Here is an 18,509-nt window from a genome sequence, read left to right as displayed (position 1 = left end):
CCCCGCGGTGACGCAGCAACCCCCTCGCTGACGTGCCGTATATGTCCGCGACACGCCGGGCGTGTTGTACATATGGGGCAAGTCAACGGGAGCGAAGAGAGGTGACGACGTGGTCAGCATCGACGAGGTCGCCCGCCAGGCGGGCGTCTCGACCGCGACGGTCTCCCGCGCACTGAGCGGACGTGGCCACGTCTCGGCCGGCGCCAAGGCCAAGGTCGAAGCCGCGGCGAAGAGCCTCGGCTACGTCGTGTCGGCGTCGGCGTCGAGCCTCGCCTCCGGCCGCATGCGCAACATCGGCGTGCTCGTGCCGTTCCTCGACCGCTGGTTCTTCTCGACGGTGCTGAGCGGCATCGCGTCGGCGCTCATGCGCCGCGGCTACGACATCACCCTGTACAGCCTCACCGCGGATCGCGCGGAACGCCGCGACATCTTCGACACGTTCCTGCGGCGGCAGCGCGTGGACGGCATCATCGCCATCTCGCTCGAGCTGGGCGAGGAGGAGACCGAGCTCCTCGTCGGCCTCGACCTGCCGGTGATCGCGATCGGCGGGCCGAACCCGCGCCTCACCACGTTGACGGTCGACGACGTCGCCGTCGCCCGCCTGGCGACCGAGCACCTCCTGGCGCTCGGTCATCGCGAGATCGCGCATATCGGCGCGAGCCCCGAGTTCGACATCGACTTCCACATCCCCACGCAGCGCCGCCAGGGCTTCGAGCTGGCGCTGGCGGATGCCGGCGTCACCGTGCGCCCGTCGCTGTTCGAGCCGGCGGACTTCACGATCGAAGGCGGGTTCCGTGCCGCCAAGCAGCTGCTCGGGCGGCCCGGAAGCCGCCCCACCGCGATCTTCGCGGCCTCCGACGAGATGGCCATCGGCGCACTGCTGGCCGCGCGCGAGCTCGGCTACGGCGTACCCGAGGACCTCTCGGTCATCGGCATCGACGGTCACGAGCTGGGCGAGTTCTTCCGCCTCACGACGGTCGACCAGTTCCCTCTCGGCCAGGGCGAGCGAGCCGCGGACGCGATGCTCGAGGCCCTCGAGTCGCCGGATGAGGAGGCTCCGACGCATCGCCCTGGGGAACTGCCGTTCGACCTCATCGTGCGCGGCTCCACGGCCCGCCTCCCCGCCTGACGCCCGGCGCGCCGTGACCGGCCGCCGGGCCGCGTCGGGACCCGGGAGGCCCGGTGGGGGCGCCGGGTGCGCCGCGGATAGGCTCGACGGCATGACCCTCGACCTCGAAGCGCTCTACATCGATCTGCACCGGCATCCTGAGCTGTCCTTCCAGGAGACCCGCACCGCCGGAGTCATCACACAGCACCTCACCGAGCTCGGCGTCGAGTTCGAGGAGGGCATCGGCAAGACCGGCGTCGCGTCCGTCATCCGCAACGGCGAAGGCCCCGTCGTGTGGCTGCGCGCCGACATGGACGCCCTCCCCGTGCCCGAGCAGACCGGCCTCGACTACGCCAGCACCGCCCGCGGCACCGACCCGTCCGGCACGGACGTGCCGGTGATGCACGCGTGCGGCCACGACATGCACGTCACCGCGCTGCTCGGCGCGCTGGAGCGGCTGGTCGCCACGAAGGACGAGTGGTCAGGCACCATCGTCGCCGTCTTCCAGCCCGCCGAGGAGTACGGCGCCGGCTCGCAGGCGATGATCGCCGACGGCGTGCTCGACCGGTTCCCGAAGCCCGACATCGTGCTCGGCCAGCACGTCACTCCGCTGCCTGCCGGAACCATCGGCGTGCGCAGCGGCACGCAGATGGCGGCATCCGACGGCCTCACCGTCACCCTGCGGGGTCGCGGCGGCCACGGCTCACGCCCGCAGGCCACCATCGACCCCGTCGTGATGGCGGCGGCCACGGTCATGCGGCTGCAGACGATCGTCTCGCGCGAGGTCGACCCGCGCGACGTCGCGGTGGTCACCGTCGGCTCGATTCACGCGGGGCTGAAGAACAACATCATCCCGGCGGAGGCGAAGCTCGAGCTGAGCCTGCGCTACCCCGACGACGAGGCCCGCGCACGCGTGCTCGAGAAGGTCGAGCGCATCGTGCGCGCCGAGGCGCAGGCCTCCGGCGCCGAGGAGCCGCCGATCATCGTCACCGACCACACCCTCCCGCCGACCATCAACGACGTCGCCGCGACCGACCGCCTCGTCGCCGCCTTCGACGCCGCGTTCGGCGAGGGCACCGTCATCGACCCGGGCATGTTCACCGGCAGCGAGGACGTCTCGTGGTTCGCCCGCGAGGCCGGCGTGCCGCTGGTGTTCTGGTTCTGGGGCGGGGTCGACCCGGCCGCGTTCGCCGAGGCACTGGCCGCCGGCACGGTCGAGCACGACATCCCCACGAACCACTCGCCGTTCTTCGCACCGGTGCTGCAGCCGACCCTGAGCCGCGGCGTGGATGCCCTCGTCGTCGCCGCGCGCGAGTTCCTGGACACACCCGGCTCCTGACGAGTGGATGCCGCGGGCGCGGGGCGGACCGTCGGCAGCGGCCGACCGGCGGGCAGGGTCGACCGCCGGCCGGGGCGGACCGTCAACAGAGGCCGACCGGCGGGCGGGGCGTCTCGTCTCGGCCGTTCGGCCCGGGCGGTGAGTCCTGACGGTCAGCGCTCGACGCGCTCGCGGGCGTCGACGAGGCTCTGGCCCGAGACGATGCCGGGGAGGCCCCGGCGGTCGTCGGTGGTGAGCACCAGCACGGCCGAGATCAGCGCGAAGGCGCCCGTGACGACGCCCCAGGCCCCGGGCAGGGCGCTCAGCAGAAGGTACCCGCCGATGCCGCCCAGGAACCGCAGCGGCCGTGACAGTGCGGCAGGAAGCTGCCCGCCGGTGTATCTCAGCTGCACGGCGTGGTCGCCGATCGTGCGCCCGGTCGCGAGGGTCACGACGAGCCACACCCCGATCGGCACGGCGCCGGCGACGACCGAGGCGGCCGTGCCCTCGCGCACCGCCCGATCGGCGCCGAGGGCATACAGCAGCACCTGGAATCCGACGGCGACCGCCGCACCCAGCACCCAGGCGGCCAGCACATCGCACACCATCCCGAGGAAGCGGCGCCGGCGTGTGATGGGGCGCGGATCATCGGCGTCGGCGAACCGGGGCGTGCCCCAGTGCCGCCGCGGCACCGCGAGCGCGAGCACCGATCCGACGAGCGCACCCAGCGTGTTGGTCAGCACGTCGTCGACGTCGAACACGCGGTACGCGCACGGGTAGAGGCCCCAGACGCCCGTGAGCTGCGTGGTCTCGATGAACACCGAGACGCCGAGACCGACGAGGAGGGCGGTGAGGATGCCGCGGCCGCCGAGCACCCGGACGAAGAAGCCGAGCGGCACGAACAGCACAACATTCAGCAGCAGCTGCAGCACTGCCGGGTCGGTGAGGGTGCGTCCGGGGCGCGCGATCGCCCCGCGGATGTCGCCGACGAACGCCGTGAGGTCGAGGTTCACGCCCGCGCACCGGATCGTGTCGGGGTCGGGCAGCGGCAGCAGCGTGTACGTCCAGATCGCCATGACGTACACGAGGGCGGCGCCCCACAGGACGAATCGGCCGGCGCCGAAGCCGCCACGTCTGCGGTAGCTGAGAGCGACGAACGGGACGAACAGGAGCACGCCGACGGCGAGCCCCGCGGCGATCGCGAGCAGGCCGAGAATCACCTGTTCATCCACGATTCGAGTGTCCCAGACGAGGGGGCCGTATGGATTCCGTGAGGATGCCGATCCTGATGCGTCCTCACGAACTCCTCACGAGTAACCTGGCCCGCCGTGACGAACGAAAGTCGTGAGCCGTCGGTCGACGAGGCGCCGAAAGCCAAACGCCTCATCCTGGGCGGCCCTCTGGCCTCCACCGACACCGACGAGCACCTTCTGCCGAAGAAGATGGCGCTGCCGATCTTCGCCTCGGACGCGCTCTCGTCCGTCGCGTATGCCCCGCAGGAACTGCTCCTGATCCTGCTGACCGGCGGCCTTGCCTTCCTCGCCTTCGCGCCGTGGGTCGCGGCCGCGGTCGTCGTGCTCCTCATCGTCGTCGTGATCAGCTACCGGCAGCTGATCAAGGCCTACCCGTCGGGGGGCGGCGACTACGAGGTCGCCCGCAAGAACCTCGGCGAGATCCCCGGTGTGATCGTGGCCTCGGCGCTCGCCGTGGACTACGCCCTCACGGTCGCGGTGTCGGTCGCCTCGGGCGTCGACAACATCATCTCGGCGCTGCCGGGCCTCAATCCGTTCCGTGTCGAGCTGGCCGTCGGCTTCGTCATCCTCATCGTCGTCGTCAACCTGCGGGGTGTGCGCGAGGCGTCACGTGCGTTCGCGATCCCGACCTATGTCTTCATCGGGTCGGTCGGCGTCATGATCGTCGTCGGGCTCTTCGAGGTGCTGATGGGCAATCCGCCGGTGGCCTCGAGCGCCCAGTATTCGGTCGAGACCCAGGACCTCACCCAGGCGGCCGTCATCCTGCTGGTGCTGCGGGCGTTCTCGAGCGGCTGTTCGGCCCTGACCGGCGTCGAGGCCGTGTCGAACGGCGTGCAGGCGTTCCGCCGGCCCAAGGTGCGCAACGCGCAGACCACCCTCGCGCTGATGGGCGGCATCGCGATCCTGCTCTTCGCCGGCCTCACCGCGATCGCGCTCATGTCCGGCGTGCACTACGCCGAGAACCCCTGCGATCTCATCGGCTTCGACTGTTCGAACCCTCAGCCGAGTCTCATGGCCCAGGTGTCGTCGGCGGTGTTCGGGATGAACTCGATCCCCTTCTTCGTCATCCAGGCGGCGACGGCGGTCGTGCTCCTGCTCGCCGCGAACACCGCGTTCAACGGCTTCCCGCTGCTGGGCTCGGTGCTCGCTCGCGACGGGTACGCCCCGAAGGCCCTCAACACCCGCGGCGACCGCCTGGTGTACTCGAACGGCATGATCATCCTGGGTCTCGTCGCGATCGCCGTGCTCATCGTCTACCGGGCGAACCTCACGAACCTGATCCAGCTGTACATCATCGGCGTCTTCGTCTCGTTCACGCTCGGCCAGATCGGCATGATCCGCCACTGGACCCGAGGGATCCGAGACATCCGCTTGCTTCCGGCCGATCAGCGCGACAGCAAGGCGGTCCGCACCGACCTGTTCGGCCTGCGCAAGGGCCTCTTCATCAACTCGCTCGGGGCGGCCATGACCGCATCCGTCCTCGTGATCGTCACCATCACGAAGTTCACGCACGGCGCGTGGCTGGTGTTCCTCGCGATCCCGATCCTGTCGTTCCTCATGGTGGGCGTGCACCGCTACTACCGCGACGTCGAGCACGAGATCGCGATGGACGACCAGACGCACTTCGGCTCGACCGGCGACGTCGCCCTCATCCTGGTCAACAAGCTGCAGAAGCCCGTGGTGAAGGCGGTCGACTACGCCCTGGCCGCGAAGCACGACAAGACGTTCGCCGTGCACATCTCGGTGACGAAGGAGGACACGGCGGCCCTCGAGGAGGAATGGCGGGCGCACCGAATGCCCATCCCGCTGAAGATCATCGAGTCGCCCTACCGCACCTATGCGAGCCCCATCGCGGAGTTCGTGAAGCAGTACCGTGCGCAGCACGGGTCGGCGGTGGTGACGGTGTACCTGCCGCAGTACATCGTCGGCCATTGGTGGGAGTCGCTGCTGCACAACCGTCGCGCGCGCCGCATCGCGCAGCAGCTCATGCTCGTGCACGGCGTCTCGATCACGCTGGTGCCGTGGCTGCTCGATTCGTCCGAGCTCATCTACGGCCGCCGCTCGCGGTCGCTTCCCGGCGACGACCGTTCGGGACAGCTGTCGGCGCCCGATGCGCACCGTGTGGGCCGACGGGTCATCCGCCCGGCGGGACCGCCAGAGAGCGCGGACGCCACCAAACCCCAGGTCGGCGCGAAGCCCTGAGCCCGGAGCGCCGGTCGCCAGGGCCCCGACCCAGCGCACCCGTCTCCGCGAAGCCCTGAGCCCGGAGCGCCGGTCGCCAGGGCCCCGACCCAGCGCACCCGTCTCCGCGAAGCCCTGAGCCCGGAGCGCCGGCCGCGGCGGAAGCCCTGGCACCGAGCCGCCCGTCGGTCGATCCGGCGCCGGGACGCGGCATCCCGCGTAGCCTGGAAGGGTGACCCTTTCCGCCCCCGCCCCCTCGCCGGTCGTGCTCCCCGACGCCGCAGCCCTCAGCGCGGACTTCCCGATCCTCGGCGAGCGCGTGAACGGCGAGCGTCTGGTCTACCTCGATTCGGGGGCGACGAGCCAGAAGCCGCAGGCGGTCATCGACGCCGAGGTCGACTTCCTCACGCGCGCGAACTCGGCCGTCCACCGCGGCGCACACACGCTCGCCGCCGAGGCGACGGAGCTCTTCGAGGACGCCCGCACCACCGTCGCCGGCTTCGTCGGCGCTCCCGCCGAGCAGCTCGTCTGGACCAGCGGCGCGACGGCCGGGCTCAACCTCGTCGCGTACGCGATCGGCAACGCCTCGGTCGGCCGCGGCGCCCCGCAGAGCGCCCGGTTCGCACTGCGTGCGGGCGACGAGATCGTGGTGACCGAGAGCGAGCACCACGCCAACCTCATCCCCTGGCAGGAACTGGCCGCGCGCACCGGCGCCGTGTTGCGGCACATCCCGGTGCACGACGACGGCACGCTGGACCTGGATGCCGCAGCCGCCGTCATCGGCGAGCGCACGCGTGTCGTCGCCTTCACGCACGTCTCGAACGTGCTGGGCATCGTGAACCCCGTGGCCGAGCTCGTCGCCATGGCGAAGGCCGTCGGCGCGGTGACCGTGCTCGACGCCTGCCAGTCGGCGCCCCACCTGCCGCTCGACCTCCCCGGCCTGGGGGTCGACCTCGCGGTGTTCTCGGGACACAAGATGCTCGGGCCGTACGGCGTCGGAGGCCTCTACGGCCGGGCCGACGCGCTCGAGGCGCTGCCGCCGTTCCTCACCGGCGGCTCGATGATCACCACCGTGACGCTCGACGAGGCGTCGTACCTCCCGCCGCCGCAGCGGTTCGAGGCCGGTACGCAGCCGGTGTCGCAGGCGATCGGGCTGGCGGCGGCCGTCCGGTACCTCGACGGTGTGGGGATGGGTGCCGTGCACGCGCACGAGAAGTCGCTCGAGGCACGGATGGGCGAGGGACTGCGCACGATCCCCGGCATCCGCCTGCTCGGCGACGCGCCTGGGGCGGAGCGCGTCGGACTGTGGGCCTTCGACGTCGAGGGCGTGCACGCCCACGACGTCGGGCAGTTCCTCGACGCCCGCGGCGTCGCGGTGCGCGTCGGGCACCACTGCGCCCAGCCTCTGCACCGCCGGTTCGGCCTGACCGCCTCGGTGCGGGCCTCGACGGCGCTCTACAACACCGCCGACGACGTCGACGTCTTCCTCGACGCCCTGTCGGGCGTGCGCACGTTCTTCGGGGCCGGCTCATGAACGGCCTGGAGTCGCTCTACCAGGAGCTGATCCTCGATCACTCCAAGCGTACGCACGGCAAGGTCCTCGCCGGCGAGTCCGCCGCCGCGGACGAGGCCGACGGCAGCCGGGTCGCGAGCTCGTACCAGCGCAACCCGATCTGCGGCGACGAGATCACGCTCCGCGTGCGCCTGTCCGACGACGGCACCACCGTCGACGAGGTCACCTGGGACGGCGCCGGCTGCTCCATCTCGCAGGCGTCGGCATCCATGCTCGCCGCACTGATCGAGGAGGAGGGACGGATGCCGCGGGCCGAGGCATCCGCTCTCGTCGACGGCTTCCGTGTGGCGCTGCGCTCGCGCGGCGAGATCCCGCTCGACGAAGAGGTGTACGGCGACGCCGCCGCGCTGTCGGGCGTCTCGAAGTTCACCGCCCGCGTGAAGTGCGCGATGCTCGCCTGGGTCGCATTCGAGGACGCGGCCGCCCGCGCCTGACACCGACCCGTCGCTGCGCCCCTACGTCGGTCGCTGCACCCCGAGGTCGGCCCGCTGAGCTTGTCGAAGCGCCTTCGACAAGCGCAGGCGCCGAACCGCGGGCGGAGGTCAGCCGGCGACGGGATGCGTGCGGTGCACCGTGATGTCGCCGTAGCCCGTGCGCGCGTAGATCTCCTGCGAGGCTTCCCCGTCGACCGGGCCCGTGGCGGCGGCCAGCTCGTTGCGCACCGTGGCGTGCTGGCTCGCGGCGTCCAGCCACACGGCGGTGCCCGAGCGGATGCCCAGCGTCACGGCTCCGTAGGACGCCTCGACCCGTGCCGTGCCGCCGTTGAGATCGCCGATGCGCACCGGCCCGTACGCCGAGCGGACGGTCAGCGCGGGCCCGGGATCGCCGAGGTGGACGACGCCGCTGGAGGTCGCGATGTCGGCGACGCCCGACACCGAGCCGACGTCGATGCCGGCATCCGATCCCTTGAGCCGCAGCGCGCCGTCGACGATGCCGATGCGCGCCCGGCCCGAGCTGATGCTCACGTCGGCGTCGCCCCGCACGTGCTCGACCCGCAGCTCGCCGTGACCCAGGCCGAGGTCGGCGCGGCCGGTGCGCTCGAGGGTGGCATCGCCGTAGTCGAGGGCGATGCGCGCCGTGCCGACCGCACCGGCGACACGGATCGAGCCGTACTTGAGCGCCAGCGAGACATCGGAGCCGGTCGGGACGCGCACCGAGACGTCCACGGAGTCTCCGGAGCCGAAGAGGGTGAAGCGCACGGGTCCGACGATGCGCAGATCCGAGCCGGACTGGATCACCCGCACGGCGTCGGCGGCGCTGCGGTCGCCGCCTCGATGCGGGTTGGCGGGACCGATCTCGACGGCGAGATCGCGGCGCGACTCGGCGACGACGTCGATGCGCCCCATCTGCAGCTCGATCCGTACGGCGGCCGGGCCTGACACCGGGAACGTCGTCATCAGCACACCCCTCTCAGCGCACCCAGCCGGTGTACGACGAGCTCGCGCCCACCGCGGCGCCCGGCGCGGGATCGAGCGACGTCGTGACGGCGCGCACGAGCCACGCGTTGAGCGACAGGCCTTCTGCGGCGGCCGCCGCCTCGGCGCGGACCTTGAGCGAGTCGGGCAGGCGCAGGGTGGTGCGGGCGGTCGCGTCGTCGCTGTCGTCGACGGATGCCGCGGCCGCCGCCCCTGCGACGGGGACGGAGCCGCTCGGGGTCGCGCCGGGGCCGCTCGGGGTCGCGCCGGGTGGAGCCACCGCGGCCGGTCGCGACACGATGAAGTCGACCTCGCGGCCTCGCAGGCGCACATCGACGGAGCCCGGTGCGAGTTCGCGCGTGATCTCCCCCGCCGCCTCCGACAGCGCCTCGAGGATCGCCAGCCGTGCGGCCGGCTCGAGCGCCGCGGCGAGCCGTGCCGCGAGCTCGGCGGTGTCGCTCCCGCCGGCGGCCGCAGCCGCTGCGAGCTGCCGCTGAAGTTCCTCGACGTGACTGGCGATCTGCATGACGTCAGAGTGACATCACATTGGCGTCACGTCAACGCCGCATGAGCCGCGGCCCGCGCCACGGCTCACACCGCACTCTCGAAGGGCGTGCCATACTAGTCCGGCGCGATGCCGTGGCCTGCTTCCGAGGCCTTCCGCGCGATCTCACGAGGATGCACGCATGCGCACCCCCACTGTCGAACTGCGGTCCCTCCCCGGCAGCTATGTCATCGCCCGGTTCCCGGCGGACGGTCCCGTTCCTGGCGAACTGCTCGCTGCACATCCCGCCGACGGGTTCGTATCGTTCACCCGCACGCCTCAGGAAGTCTCCATCGTGTGCCCTGTCGAACTCGCACCTGCGGGCGCGGAGCTCGACGGCCCCTGGGTGGGACTGTATGCGGGTGGCCCCATCCCGTTCGGCCTGACAGGTGTGGTCGCGTCACTGGTCGCCCCGCTCGCCGCGGCAGCCTGTCCGGTGTTCGTCGTTTCGACGTTCGACGGAGACGTGCTCATGGTCCCCGCTGCGGACAGTGGCCGGGCGCGGAGCATCCTGGCCGCGGCGGGTCACGCCATCATCTGATCTCCCGGGAGCTCGCGATCTGACGACGTCGGAGCGACATCACCTCAACGCCCGCGAGGACGGCGGCGTCAGAAGAGCGTGAGGGTCGGCTCCGGGGTCGTTCGGATTCCGTGAGGACGACGACCTGCGCGCCCGCCGGCGGGTTGCATCGACATCACGTCCTCCGCACGGGGGACGACCGCGCGGCTCGCCCCGCGCGGACCGCCGTCACCGGGAGTCCACGTGCTCGATGTCCTCTACCTCGCCATGACGCTCGCGCTGTTCGCGCTCGTCGGACTGATCGCCGTGGGCGTCGACCGGCTCGGCCGCCACTCCCGCCCCGCCGCCTCGCGCGACCTGAGCCGGAAGGCACGCTGATGATCGTCTTCTCGCTCATCGCCGGCCTTCTCGGCCTCGCCGCGATCGCGTACCTGCTGGTCGCCCTCCTCGATCCCGAGAAGTTCTGATGGATGCCGCAGCCCTCGCCACCGGCATCCTGCAGCTCCTGACCGTCCTGCTGATCCTCGCGCTGCTGTACCGGCCGCTCGGGGACTGGATCGCCCGTGTCTACACGACGGGTCGCGACGCGCGCATCGAGCGCGGCTTCTACCGGCTGGTCGGGATCGATCCCCGCTCCGAGCAGACCTGGCAGGCCTACACCCGCGGGGTTCTCGCGTTCTCGGCGGTCGGCGTGATGTTCGTGTATGCACTGCAGCGGTTCCAGGGTCTCCTGCCGTACTCGCTCGGCCTTCCCGCTGTACCGGAGGGTCTCGCCTTCAACACCGCGGTGTCGTTCGTCACGAACACCAACTGGCAGTCGTACTCCCCCGAGCTCACGATGGGCTACACGGTGCAGCTCGCGGGCCTCGCGGTGCAGAACTTCGTCTCGGCGGCCGTCGGCATCGCCGTCGCGGTGGCGCTCGTCCGCGGGTTCGCCCGCCGAGGCTCGGCGACGATCGGCAACTTCTGGGTCGACCTCACCCGTGGCATCACCCGCCTGCTCCTGCCGCTCGCGCTCGTCGCCGCGATCGCCCTGGTGGTCGCGGGCGTCGTGCAGAACACGGCCGGTTTCACCGAGGTCGCCACGGTGACAGGCGGCTCGCAGATGGTCCCGGGCGGCCCGGTCGCATCACAGGAGGCGATCAAGCTGCTCGGCACCAACGGCGGCGGGTTCTTCAACGCCAACTCGGCGCACCCGTTCGAGAACCCGACCCCCTGGTCGAACGTGCTCGAGATCCTGCTGCTGCTGGCGATCCCCGTCGCGATGCCCCGCGCCTTCGGCCGCATCATCGGCGACGATCGGCAGGGCTACGCCATCCTCGCCGTGATGGGCTCGATCGCCGTCGTGTCGATCGTCGCGGTGACGTGGCTCGAGTCGCTCGGGCTCGGCACCGCTCCGCAGCTCGCGGGCGCCGCGATGGAGGGCAAGGAGACCCGGTTCGGCATCTTCGGCTCGACGCTGTTCGCCGGCGCCACCACGCTCACCTCCACGGGTGCGGTCAACTCGATGCACGATTCGTACACCGCCCTCGGCGGCATGATCCCGATGGTCAACATGATGCTCGGCGAGGTCGCACCGGGCGGGGTGGGCTCGGGCCTGTACGGCATGCTCGTGCTCGCCGTCATCGCCGTCTTCGTCGGCGGGCTCCTCGTCGGCCGGACGCCCGAGTATGTCGGCAAGAGGATCGGGCCCACGCAGATCAAGCTGGCCAGCCTGTACATCCTCGTGACCCCGCTCCTCGTGCTGACCGGTACAGCACTGAGCTTCGGCATCCCGGCCATCCGGTCGGATGTGGAGTCGACGTCGATCTGGAATCCGGGCGTGCACGGCCTGGGCGAGGTGCTGTACGCGTTCACGTCGGCGGCGAACAACAACGGCTCCGCCTTCGCCGGCCTCACCGCGAACACTCCATGGCTCAACACCGCGCTCGGCGTGGCCATGCTCCTCGGGCGCTTCGTGCCGATCGTGCTCGTGCTCGCCCTCGCCGGCTCGCTCGCCGCACAGGAGTCGACGCCGTCGAGCGCCGGAACGCTCCCGACTCATCGTCCGCAGTTCGTCGGCCTCCTCGCCGTCGTCGCGGTCGTGATCACCGCACTCACGTACTTCCCCGTTCTCACGCTGGGTCCCCTGGCGGAAGGGCTCGTCTGACTCATGTCCACCCCCACCCTCGTCTCGATTCCCGAACCTCTGCCGACCCCCGTCGGCCGCTCGATCCCGCCCCGGCCGAAGGGGTCGTCTCGCGCCTTCAGCGCGGCGCAGCTCTGGGCCGCGGTCCCGGGAGCGCTCCGCAAGCTGAACCCCGCGGCCCTGTGGCGGAGCCCCGTCATGTTCCTCGTGTGGGTCGGCGCCGCCCTCACCACTGCGATCGCGATCGCCGAGCCGTTCCTCGGCGGCCCGGAGCAGTCGGGCGGCACCCCGGTGCCGTTCGGCTTCACCTGGGGGATCGCGGTCTGGCTCTGGCTGACGGTCCTGTTCGCCAACCTCGCCGAGTCGGTCGCCGAGGGCCGCGGCAAGGCGCAGGCGGCGACGCTGCGCCGCACACGCACCTCGACGACTGCGCGCCTGGTCGCCTCGTACGACGAGAAGACGGATGCCGCGGCCCGCCGCGCCGAGACCGTTCAGGTGTCCTCGGGCGAGCTGCACCTCGGCGACGTGGTGATCGTGTCGGCCGGCGAGCTCATCCCCGGCGACGGAGACATCATCGACGGCATCGCGACCGTGGACGAGTCGGCGATCACCGGCGAGTCCGCTCCGGTCGTCCGCGAGTCGGGGGGCGATCGTTCGGCCGTGACCGGCGGCACGCGCGTGCTCTCGGATCGCATCGTCGTGCGCATCACCTCGAAGCCCGGCGAGACGTTCGTCGATCGCATGATCGCGCTCGTCGAGGGCGCGAGCCGGCAGAAGACGCCCAACGAGATCGCCCTCGGCATCCTGCTGGCGAGCCTGTCGATCGTCTTCGTGATCGTCGTGCTGACCCTGAACCCGATCGCCTCCTACGCCGCCGCATCCGCCGCGGGCTTCGCCGGGGGCGCCCCGGTCAGCATCCCGGTGCTCGTCGCGCTGCTGGTGTGCCTCATCCCCACCACGATCGGCGCCCTCCTGTCGGCGATCGGCATCGCCGGCATGGACCGGCTCGTGCAGCGCAACGTACTGGCGATGTCAGGACGCGCGGTGGAGGCGGCCGGCGACGTCACGACGCTTCTCCTCGACAAGACCGGCACGATCACGTACGGCAACCGCCGCGCGTCGGACTTCGTCGCCATGGCGGGGGTGGGCGATGCCGAGCTCGCCCGCGCGGCCGCCCTCTCCTCGCTGGCCGATCCCACCCCCGAGGGCGTCTCGGTGGTCGAGCTCGCCCGGCTGCGGGGGCAGGAGGTCGCCGAGCCCGACGGATCCACGGTCGTGCCGTTCACCGCGCAGACCCGCATGAGCGGCGTCGACCTCGCTGACGGCACCCAGGTGCGCAAGGGCGCCGGATCGGCGGTGCTCGCATGGCTCGAGGCATCCGGATCGCCCGTGTCGGCCGCAACGCGTGCACTGCTGGCGGCCGAGACCGACGCCATCGCCCAGTCGGGCGGCACCCCGCTCGTCGTCGCGACCCTTCGACAGGCTCAGGGACCGGGGCGAGGGCCGGGCGCTGAGCCACAGGAGCCGGTCGCTGAGCCGCAGGAACCGGTCGCTGAGCCGCAGGAACCGGTCGCTGAGCCACAGGAACCGGTCGCTGAGCCTGTCGAAGCGCGGATCCTGGGCGTCGTGCACCTCAAGGACATCGTCAAGGAGGGCCTCCGCGAGCGCTTCGACGAGCTGCGTGCCATGGGCATCCGCACCGTCATGATCACCGGCGACAACCCGCTGACCGCCGCCGCGATCGCGAAGGAGGCCGGGGTGGACGACTTCCTGGCCGAGGCGACACCCGAAGACAAGCTGGCCCTCATCCGGCGCGAGCAGGAGGGCGGCAACCTCGTCGCGATGACGGGCGACGGCACCAACGACGCCCCGGCGCTCGCACAGGCCGACGTCGGCGTCGCGATGAACACCGGCACCTCGGCCGCGAAGGAGGCCGGCAACATGGTCGACCTCGACAGCGACCCGACGAAGCTCATCGACATCGTGCGGATCGGCAAGCAGCTGCTCATCACGCGCGGCGCACTGACGACGTTCTCGCTCGCGAACGACATCGCGAAGTACTTCGCGATCATCCCCGCCATGTTCATGGGCATCTTCCCCGGGCTGGCGGCGCTGAACATCATGCACCTCAGCTCGCCGGCATCCGCTGTCATGAGCGCCATCATCTTCAACGCGATCGTGATCGTCTTCCTCATCCCGCTGGCACTGCGCGGCGTGAAGTACCGCCCGGCGAGCGCGTCGCAGATCCTCAGCCGCAACCTGCTCGTGTACGGCCTCGGAGGCGTCATCGCGCCCTTCATCGGCATCAAGCTCATCGACCTCGTCGTGAGCCTCATCCCCGGCTTCTGACACCCGAGCACCCAGGAGACACCATGTCGACGTCCAGCCGCACCACCGTCCGCACCATCGGCGTCGCCGTCCGCGCGATGCTCGTCTTCACCCTCACTCTCGGCGTCGGCTACACGCTCGTCGTCACGGGCATCGCGCAACTGGCGCTGCCGTGGCAGGCGAACGGGTCGCCGGTGCACGATGCCGCGGGCGACACCGTCGGGTCGGCTCTCATCGGGCAGGCCTTCACGGATGCCGATGGCGACGCGCTGCCCGAGTACTTCCAATCCCGTCCCTCGGCCGCGGGCGACGGCTACGACGGCGGGGCGTCCAGCGGCTCCAATCAGGGCCCTGAGAACGCCGACCTCATCGCGGCGATCGAGGAGCGCCAGGCGGCGGTCGCCGAGCTCGAGGGCGTCGCACCCTCCGAGGTGCCCGCCGACGCGGTGACCGCCTCCGGCTCGGGTCTCGATCCGCACATCGGTCCGGCGTACGCCCTGCTCCAGGTGCCGCGGGTCGCCGCCGCGCGCGGCCTCGACGAGGCCGAGGTGCGTAGCCTGGTGGAGGCGCACATCCAGCAGCGCGACCTCGGCTACCTCGGTGAGCCCCGCGTGAACGTCGTCGAGCTCAACCTCGCCCTCGACGCCCTGGGCTCATGAGCGATCGCAGCCTCCGGCATCCGTCATCCCCCCGCACCCGGATGCGAAAAGTCGGGTCGGTCACGCCGACACGCGGGCGACGGATGCCGCAGCCCGGCGTGTCGGGTCACCGACCCGTCTTTTCGCACGCCACGCGGGAGCCGCGACCACCAGGAGGGGACGTAGGGTGACCACATGAAGCGCGGCAAGCTGCGGGTGCTGCTCGGCGCGGCGCCCGGGGTCGGCAAGACGTACGAGATGCTCGAAGAGGGCCGGCGGCTCGCCGACGACGGCCGCGACGTCGTCATCGCCGTGGTCGAGACCCACGGCCGCGCCGCCACCGCCGCACTCGCCGAGGGCCTGCCGGTCGTGCCGCGGGCCACCGTCTCGCACCGCGGGGTGGAGCTGACCGACATGGATCTCGAGGGGGTGCGGGCGCGGCATCCCGAGATCGCCCTCGTCGACGAGCTCGCCCACACCAACGCCCCCGGGCTGCCCCACCACAAGCGCTGGCAGGACGTCGATGCCCTGTTGGATGCCGGCATCGACGTCATCACCACCGTCAACGTGCAGCACATCGAGTCGCTCGGCGACGTGGTCGAGAAGATCACGGGCGTCGCGCAGCAGGAGACGGTGCCGGATGCCGTCGTCAGGGCCGCCGACCAGGTCGAGGTGATCGACCTCTCGCCGCAGTCGCTGCGCGACCGCCTGTCGGCGGGGCTCGTCTACCCGGCGGAGCGGATCGACGCCGCACTCTCGAACTACTTCCGGCTCGGCAACCTCACGGCGCTGCGCGAGCTCGCGCTGCTCTGGCTGGCCGACGAGGTCGACAGCGCGCTGAAGTCCTACCGTGCCGAGCACGGCATCGAGGGCGCCTGGCAGGCGCGGGAGCGCGTGGTCGTCGCGCTCCCCGGCGGCTCGGAGGGCGAGACGCTGCTGCGGCGGGGCGCCCGCATCGCGGCCCGCTCGGCGGGCGGCGAACTGCTCGCGGTGCACGTCTCGAGCCAGGACGGCCTGCGGTCGGGCGACCCGAGCGCCCTCGCCGAGCAGCGGACGCTGGTCGAATCGCTCGGCGGCACCTATCACCAGGTCGTCGGCGACGACGTGTCGCGTGCGCTCGTCGAGTTCGCCCGCTCCGTGAACGCGACGCAGCTCGTCGTCGGCGTCAGTCGCCGCGGCAGGATCGCATCCGCGCTCACCGGGCCGGGCATCGGTGCGACGGTCATCCGCGAGTCCGGCGACATCGACGTGCACATCGTGACCCACGCCGCGGCCGGCGACCGGTTCCGGCTGCCGCGCATGACCGGAGGCGCGCTCAGCGTGAAGCGCCGCGTGCTCGGCTTCCTGCTGGCGATCGTCGGCGGACCCCTGCTGACCTGGCTGCTGGTCTCGATCCGCAATGAGGACACGATCATCAGCGACGTGCTCGCCTACCAGCTGCTCGTCGTGCTGGTGTCGCTCGTCGGCGGCATCTGGCCCGCGCTCTTCGCCGCGGTGATGTCAGGACTCACGCTCAACTTCTTCTTCGTCCAGCCCTACTACACGGTCTCGATCGCGGATCCGCGGAATGTCTGGGGGCTGATCCTCTACGTCATCATCGCCGTGCTCGTCAGCTTCATCGTCGATCGCGCCGCACGGGCCGCGCGGGCCGCGCGGCGTGCGGAGGCCGAGGCGGAGCTGCTGGCGAACGTCGCCGGCAGCGTGCTGCGCGGCGAATCGGCGGTGCCGGCTCTCATCAGCCGCACCCGTGAATCGCTCGGCCTCGCCGGTGTGCGCCTCGTCGACGCCGATGGAACCGTCGTCGCCACCGACGGCGAACCTCTGCGCGATGGACGCTACGAGGCCGTCACCGTCGCCCGCCGCAACGGCGGCCCTCCCGCCATGCTCGAGCTGCACGGCCACGACCTCGACGCGTCCGAGCGCCGCCTCATCGACGCCGTGGCCGCACAGCTCTCGGCCGCCCTCGAGCACACCGACCTCACCGCGACCGCACGCACGGCCGGCGTGCTCGCCGAGACCGACCAGGTGCGCAGCGCCCTGTTGTCGGCGGTCAGCCACGACCTGCGCCGGCCGCTGGCCGCCGCCGTGGCGGCGGTCGGCGGGCTGCGCGCCGCGGGGGCGCAGCTCTCGCCGGAGGACCGCGCCGAGCTGATCGCCACCGCGGACGAGTCGCTCGCGACACTGTCGGCCCTCGTCACGGACCTGCTCGACGTCAGCCGGGTGCAGGCGGGGGTGCTGGCGGTGTCGCTGCAGCCCGTCGACACCCCGGGCGTGGTGCTCGCGGCGCTGGACGAACTGGGAGCCGGCCCCGACGCGGTCGAGCTCGCGCTCGATCCCGACCTTCCGCCCCTGACGGCCGACCCCGTGCTGCTGCAGCGCGTGCTCGTGAACGTGCTGGCGAACGCGGTGCGTCATGCCCCCGCGGCGACCCGCGTCCGCGTCGCCACGAGCCGCCTCGGCGGCACCGCCGAGATCCGCATCGTCGACCACGGCGGCGGCATCCCGCACGAACGCCGCGACGACATGTTCGCGCCCTTCCAGCGACTCGGCGACACCGACAACACCGCGGGACTCGGTCTCGGACTCGCCCTGTCGAAGGGGTTCACCGAGGGCATGGGCGGTACGCTCACCCCCGAGGACACGCCCGGAGGAGGCCTCACGATGGTCATCGCACTGCCCGTGGCCGAACCTGTCCCCGCAGAGAAGAGGCCGCTCGCATGAAGGCTCGGTCCGGCAATGCTGCGGTCATGAGGGTGCTGTCGTGAAGGTCGTGTCGTGAAGGTACTGGTCGCCGACGATGATCCTCAGCTCGTCCGGGCGCTGCGCATCACCCTGGCCGCGCACGGTTACGAAGTGGTCGCGGCTCCGGACGGGGCGGCGGCCGTGGCACTGGCCGCCAAGGAGCACCCCGAGATCGTGATGGTGGACCTCGGGATGCCGCGGCTCGACGGCGTCCAGGTCATCGAGGCGCTGCGGGGCTGGACCAGTGCGCCCATCATCGTGGTGTCCGGCCGCACGGGTTCGGCCGACAAGGTCGAGGCACTGGATGCCGGCGCCGACGACTACGTCACCAAGCCGTTCCAGATCGACGAGCTGCTCGCACGGCTGCGTGCGCTGTCCCGGCGCCGGGGCGCGGCATCCGGAACACCCGTCGTGAGCTTCGGCGACGTCGTCGTCGACCTGTCGACGAAGACCGTCACACGCGGCGGCGAGCGCGTGCACCTGACACCGACGGAGTGGCGGATCCTCGAGTTCCTCGCCCGCAACCCCGGGTCGCTCGTCACCCGGCAGGCGCTCCTCAAAGACATCTGGGGCACCGAGCAGGTGGCCGACACCGGCTACCTGCGCCTGTACATCTCGCAGCTGCGCAAGAAGCTCGAGGTCGATCCCGGCCGTCCCGCACACCTGCTGACCGAGTCGGGCATGGGCTACCGCCTGCTCACCGACACCCCCGACGCCACCGCCTGACCCGCACCGCCGCCCACGCCGCGCGCCCTCTCCGC

General features: G+C 71.5%; 16 protein-coding genes. 13 read left to right on the top strand and 3 right to left on the bottom strand.

What is annotated here, in order from left to right; genetic code table 11:
- Positions 1-109 precede the first annotated feature (109 nt).
- Complete coding sequence (locus tag ACI3KY_RS04390; protein WP_404928989.1) at positions 110-1,129, top strand: LacI family DNA-binding transcriptional regulator; 1,020 nt, start codon at positions 110-112, stop codon at positions 1,127-1,129.
- A 91-nt stretch (positions 1,130-1,220) separates the two neighbouring features.
- Positions 1,221-2,447 carry an amidohydrolase gene (locus ACI3KY_RS04385; RefSeq protein WP_404928988.1) on the top strand — a complete coding sequence of 409 codons (1,227 nt, stop codon included), beginning with the start codon at positions 1,221-1,223 and terminating at the stop codon, positions 2,445-2,447.
- Between the two features lie 152 nt (positions 2,448-2,599).
- Here ACI3KY_RS04385 and ACI3KY_RS04380 read toward each other — a convergent pair whose 3' ends face one another.
- Positions 2,600-3,658 (bottom strand): VanZ family protein, encoded by a 1,059-nt coding sequence (locus ACI3KY_RS04380; RefSeq protein WP_404928987.1) that lies wholly within the window; start codon positions 3,656-3,658, stop codon positions 2,600-2,602.
- A gap of 210 nt (positions 3,659-3,868) precedes the next feature.
- Here ACI3KY_RS04380 and ACI3KY_RS04375 point away from each other — a divergent pair, with 210 nt between their 5' ends.
- The 3 genes from ACI3KY_RS04375 to sufU all read left to right on the top strand — a co-directional run bounded on the left by ACI3KY_RS04375 (position 3,869) and on the right by sufU (position 7,867).
- Positions 3,869-5,881, top strand: coding sequence for an APC family permease (locus ACI3KY_RS04375; RefSeq protein ID WP_404929057.1), 2,013 nt, complete (start codon positions 3,869-3,871; stop codon positions 5,879-5,881).
- 211 nt (positions 5,882-6,092) lie between these two features.
- A complete protein-coding gene (locus ACI3KY_RS04370; protein WP_404928986.1) occupies positions 6,093-7,394 on the top strand; it encodes a SufS family cysteine desulfurase in 1,302 nt (433 codons plus the stop codon).
- A complete protein-coding gene (sufU, locus tag ACI3KY_RS04365; protein WP_404928985.1) occupies positions 7,391-7,867 on the top strand; it encodes a Fe-S cluster assembly sulfur transfer protein SufU in 477 nt (158 codons plus the stop codon). Before ACI3KY_RS04370 ends, sufU begins: the two co-directional genes overlap by 4 nt.
- A gap of 108 nt (positions 7,868-7,975) precedes the next feature.
- Here sufU and ACI3KY_RS04360 read toward each other — a convergent pair whose 3' ends face one another.
- Positions 7,976-8,830: a hypothetical protein gene (locus ACI3KY_RS04360; protein ID WP_404928984.1), complete on the bottom strand. Its 855-nt coding sequence runs from the start codon at positions 8,828-8,830 to the stop codon at positions 7,976-7,978.
- A gap of 13 nt (positions 8,831-8,843) precedes the next feature.
- Positions 8,844-9,374, bottom strand: coding sequence for a toxin-antitoxin system HicB family antitoxin (locus ACI3KY_RS04355; RefSeq protein WP_404928983.1), 531 nt, complete (start codon positions 9,372-9,374; stop codon positions 8,844-8,846).
- Positions 9,375-9,534: 160 nt separating this feature from the next.
- Between ACI3KY_RS04355 and ACI3KY_RS04350 the strand changes: the two genes are divergently transcribed.
- From ACI3KY_RS04350 to ACI3KY_RS04315, 8 genes are all read left to right on the top strand, one after another.
- On the top strand, positions 9,535-9,933 hold the full coding sequence (locus ACI3KY_RS04350) for an ACT domain-containing protein (RefSeq protein WP_404928982.1): 399 nt from the start codon (positions 9,535-9,537) through the stop codon (positions 9,931-9,933).
- Between the two features lie 222 nt (positions 9,934-10,155).
- Positions 10,156-10,290: a hypothetical protein gene (locus ACI3KY_RS04345; RefSeq protein WP_404928981.1), complete on the top strand. Its 135-nt coding sequence runs from the start codon at positions 10,156-10,158 to the stop codon at positions 10,288-10,290.
- Positions 10,290-10,379 (top strand): potassium-transporting ATPase subunit F, encoded by a 90-nt coding sequence (locus tag ACI3KY_RS04340; RefSeq protein ID WP_404928980.1) that lies wholly within the window; start codon positions 10,290-10,292, stop codon positions 10,377-10,379. The genes ACI3KY_RS04345 and ACI3KY_RS04340 overlap by 1 nt, the downstream gene beginning before the upstream one ends.
- Positions 10,379-12,061, top strand: coding sequence for a potassium-transporting ATPase subunit KdpA (gene kdpA / locus ACI3KY_RS04335; RefSeq protein WP_404928979.1), 1,683 nt, complete (start codon positions 10,379-10,381; stop codon positions 12,059-12,061). The genes ACI3KY_RS04340 and kdpA overlap by 1 nt, the downstream gene beginning before the upstream one ends.
- Positions 12,062-12,064: 3 nt before the next feature.
- Positions 12,065-14,389, top strand: coding sequence for a potassium-transporting ATPase subunit KdpB (gene kdpB / locus ACI3KY_RS04330; RefSeq protein ID WP_404928978.1), 2,325 nt, complete (start codon positions 12,065-12,067; stop codon positions 14,387-14,389).
- Between the two features lie 23 nt (positions 14,390-14,412).
- Positions 14,413-15,027, top strand: coding sequence for a potassium-transporting ATPase subunit KdpC (gene kdpC / locus ACI3KY_RS04325; protein WP_404928977.1), 615 nt, complete (start codon positions 14,413-14,415; stop codon positions 15,025-15,027).
- Between the two features lie 174 nt (positions 15,028-15,201).
- Entirely contained in the window at positions 15,202-17,727 is a 2,526-nt protein-coding gene (locus tag ACI3KY_RS04320; protein ID WP_404928976.1) for a DUF4118 domain-containing protein, read from the top strand.
- Positions 17,728-17,781: 54 nt separating this feature from the next.
- Complete coding sequence (locus tag ACI3KY_RS04315; RefSeq protein ID WP_404928975.1) at positions 17,782-18,474, top strand: response regulator; 693 nt, start codon at positions 17,782-17,784, stop codon at positions 18,472-18,474.
- Positions 18,475-18,509: the final 35 nt, after the last annotated feature.

The sequence above is a fragment of the Microbacterium sp. ZW T2_14 genome (assembly GCF_044987405.1).
Lineage (GTDB): Bacteria > Actinomycetota > Actinomycetes > Actinomycetales > Microbacteriaceae > Microbacterium.
The sequence above is the reverse complement of the archived record's forward strand: the minus strand, read 5'-3'. Positions and strand labels throughout refer to the sequence as shown.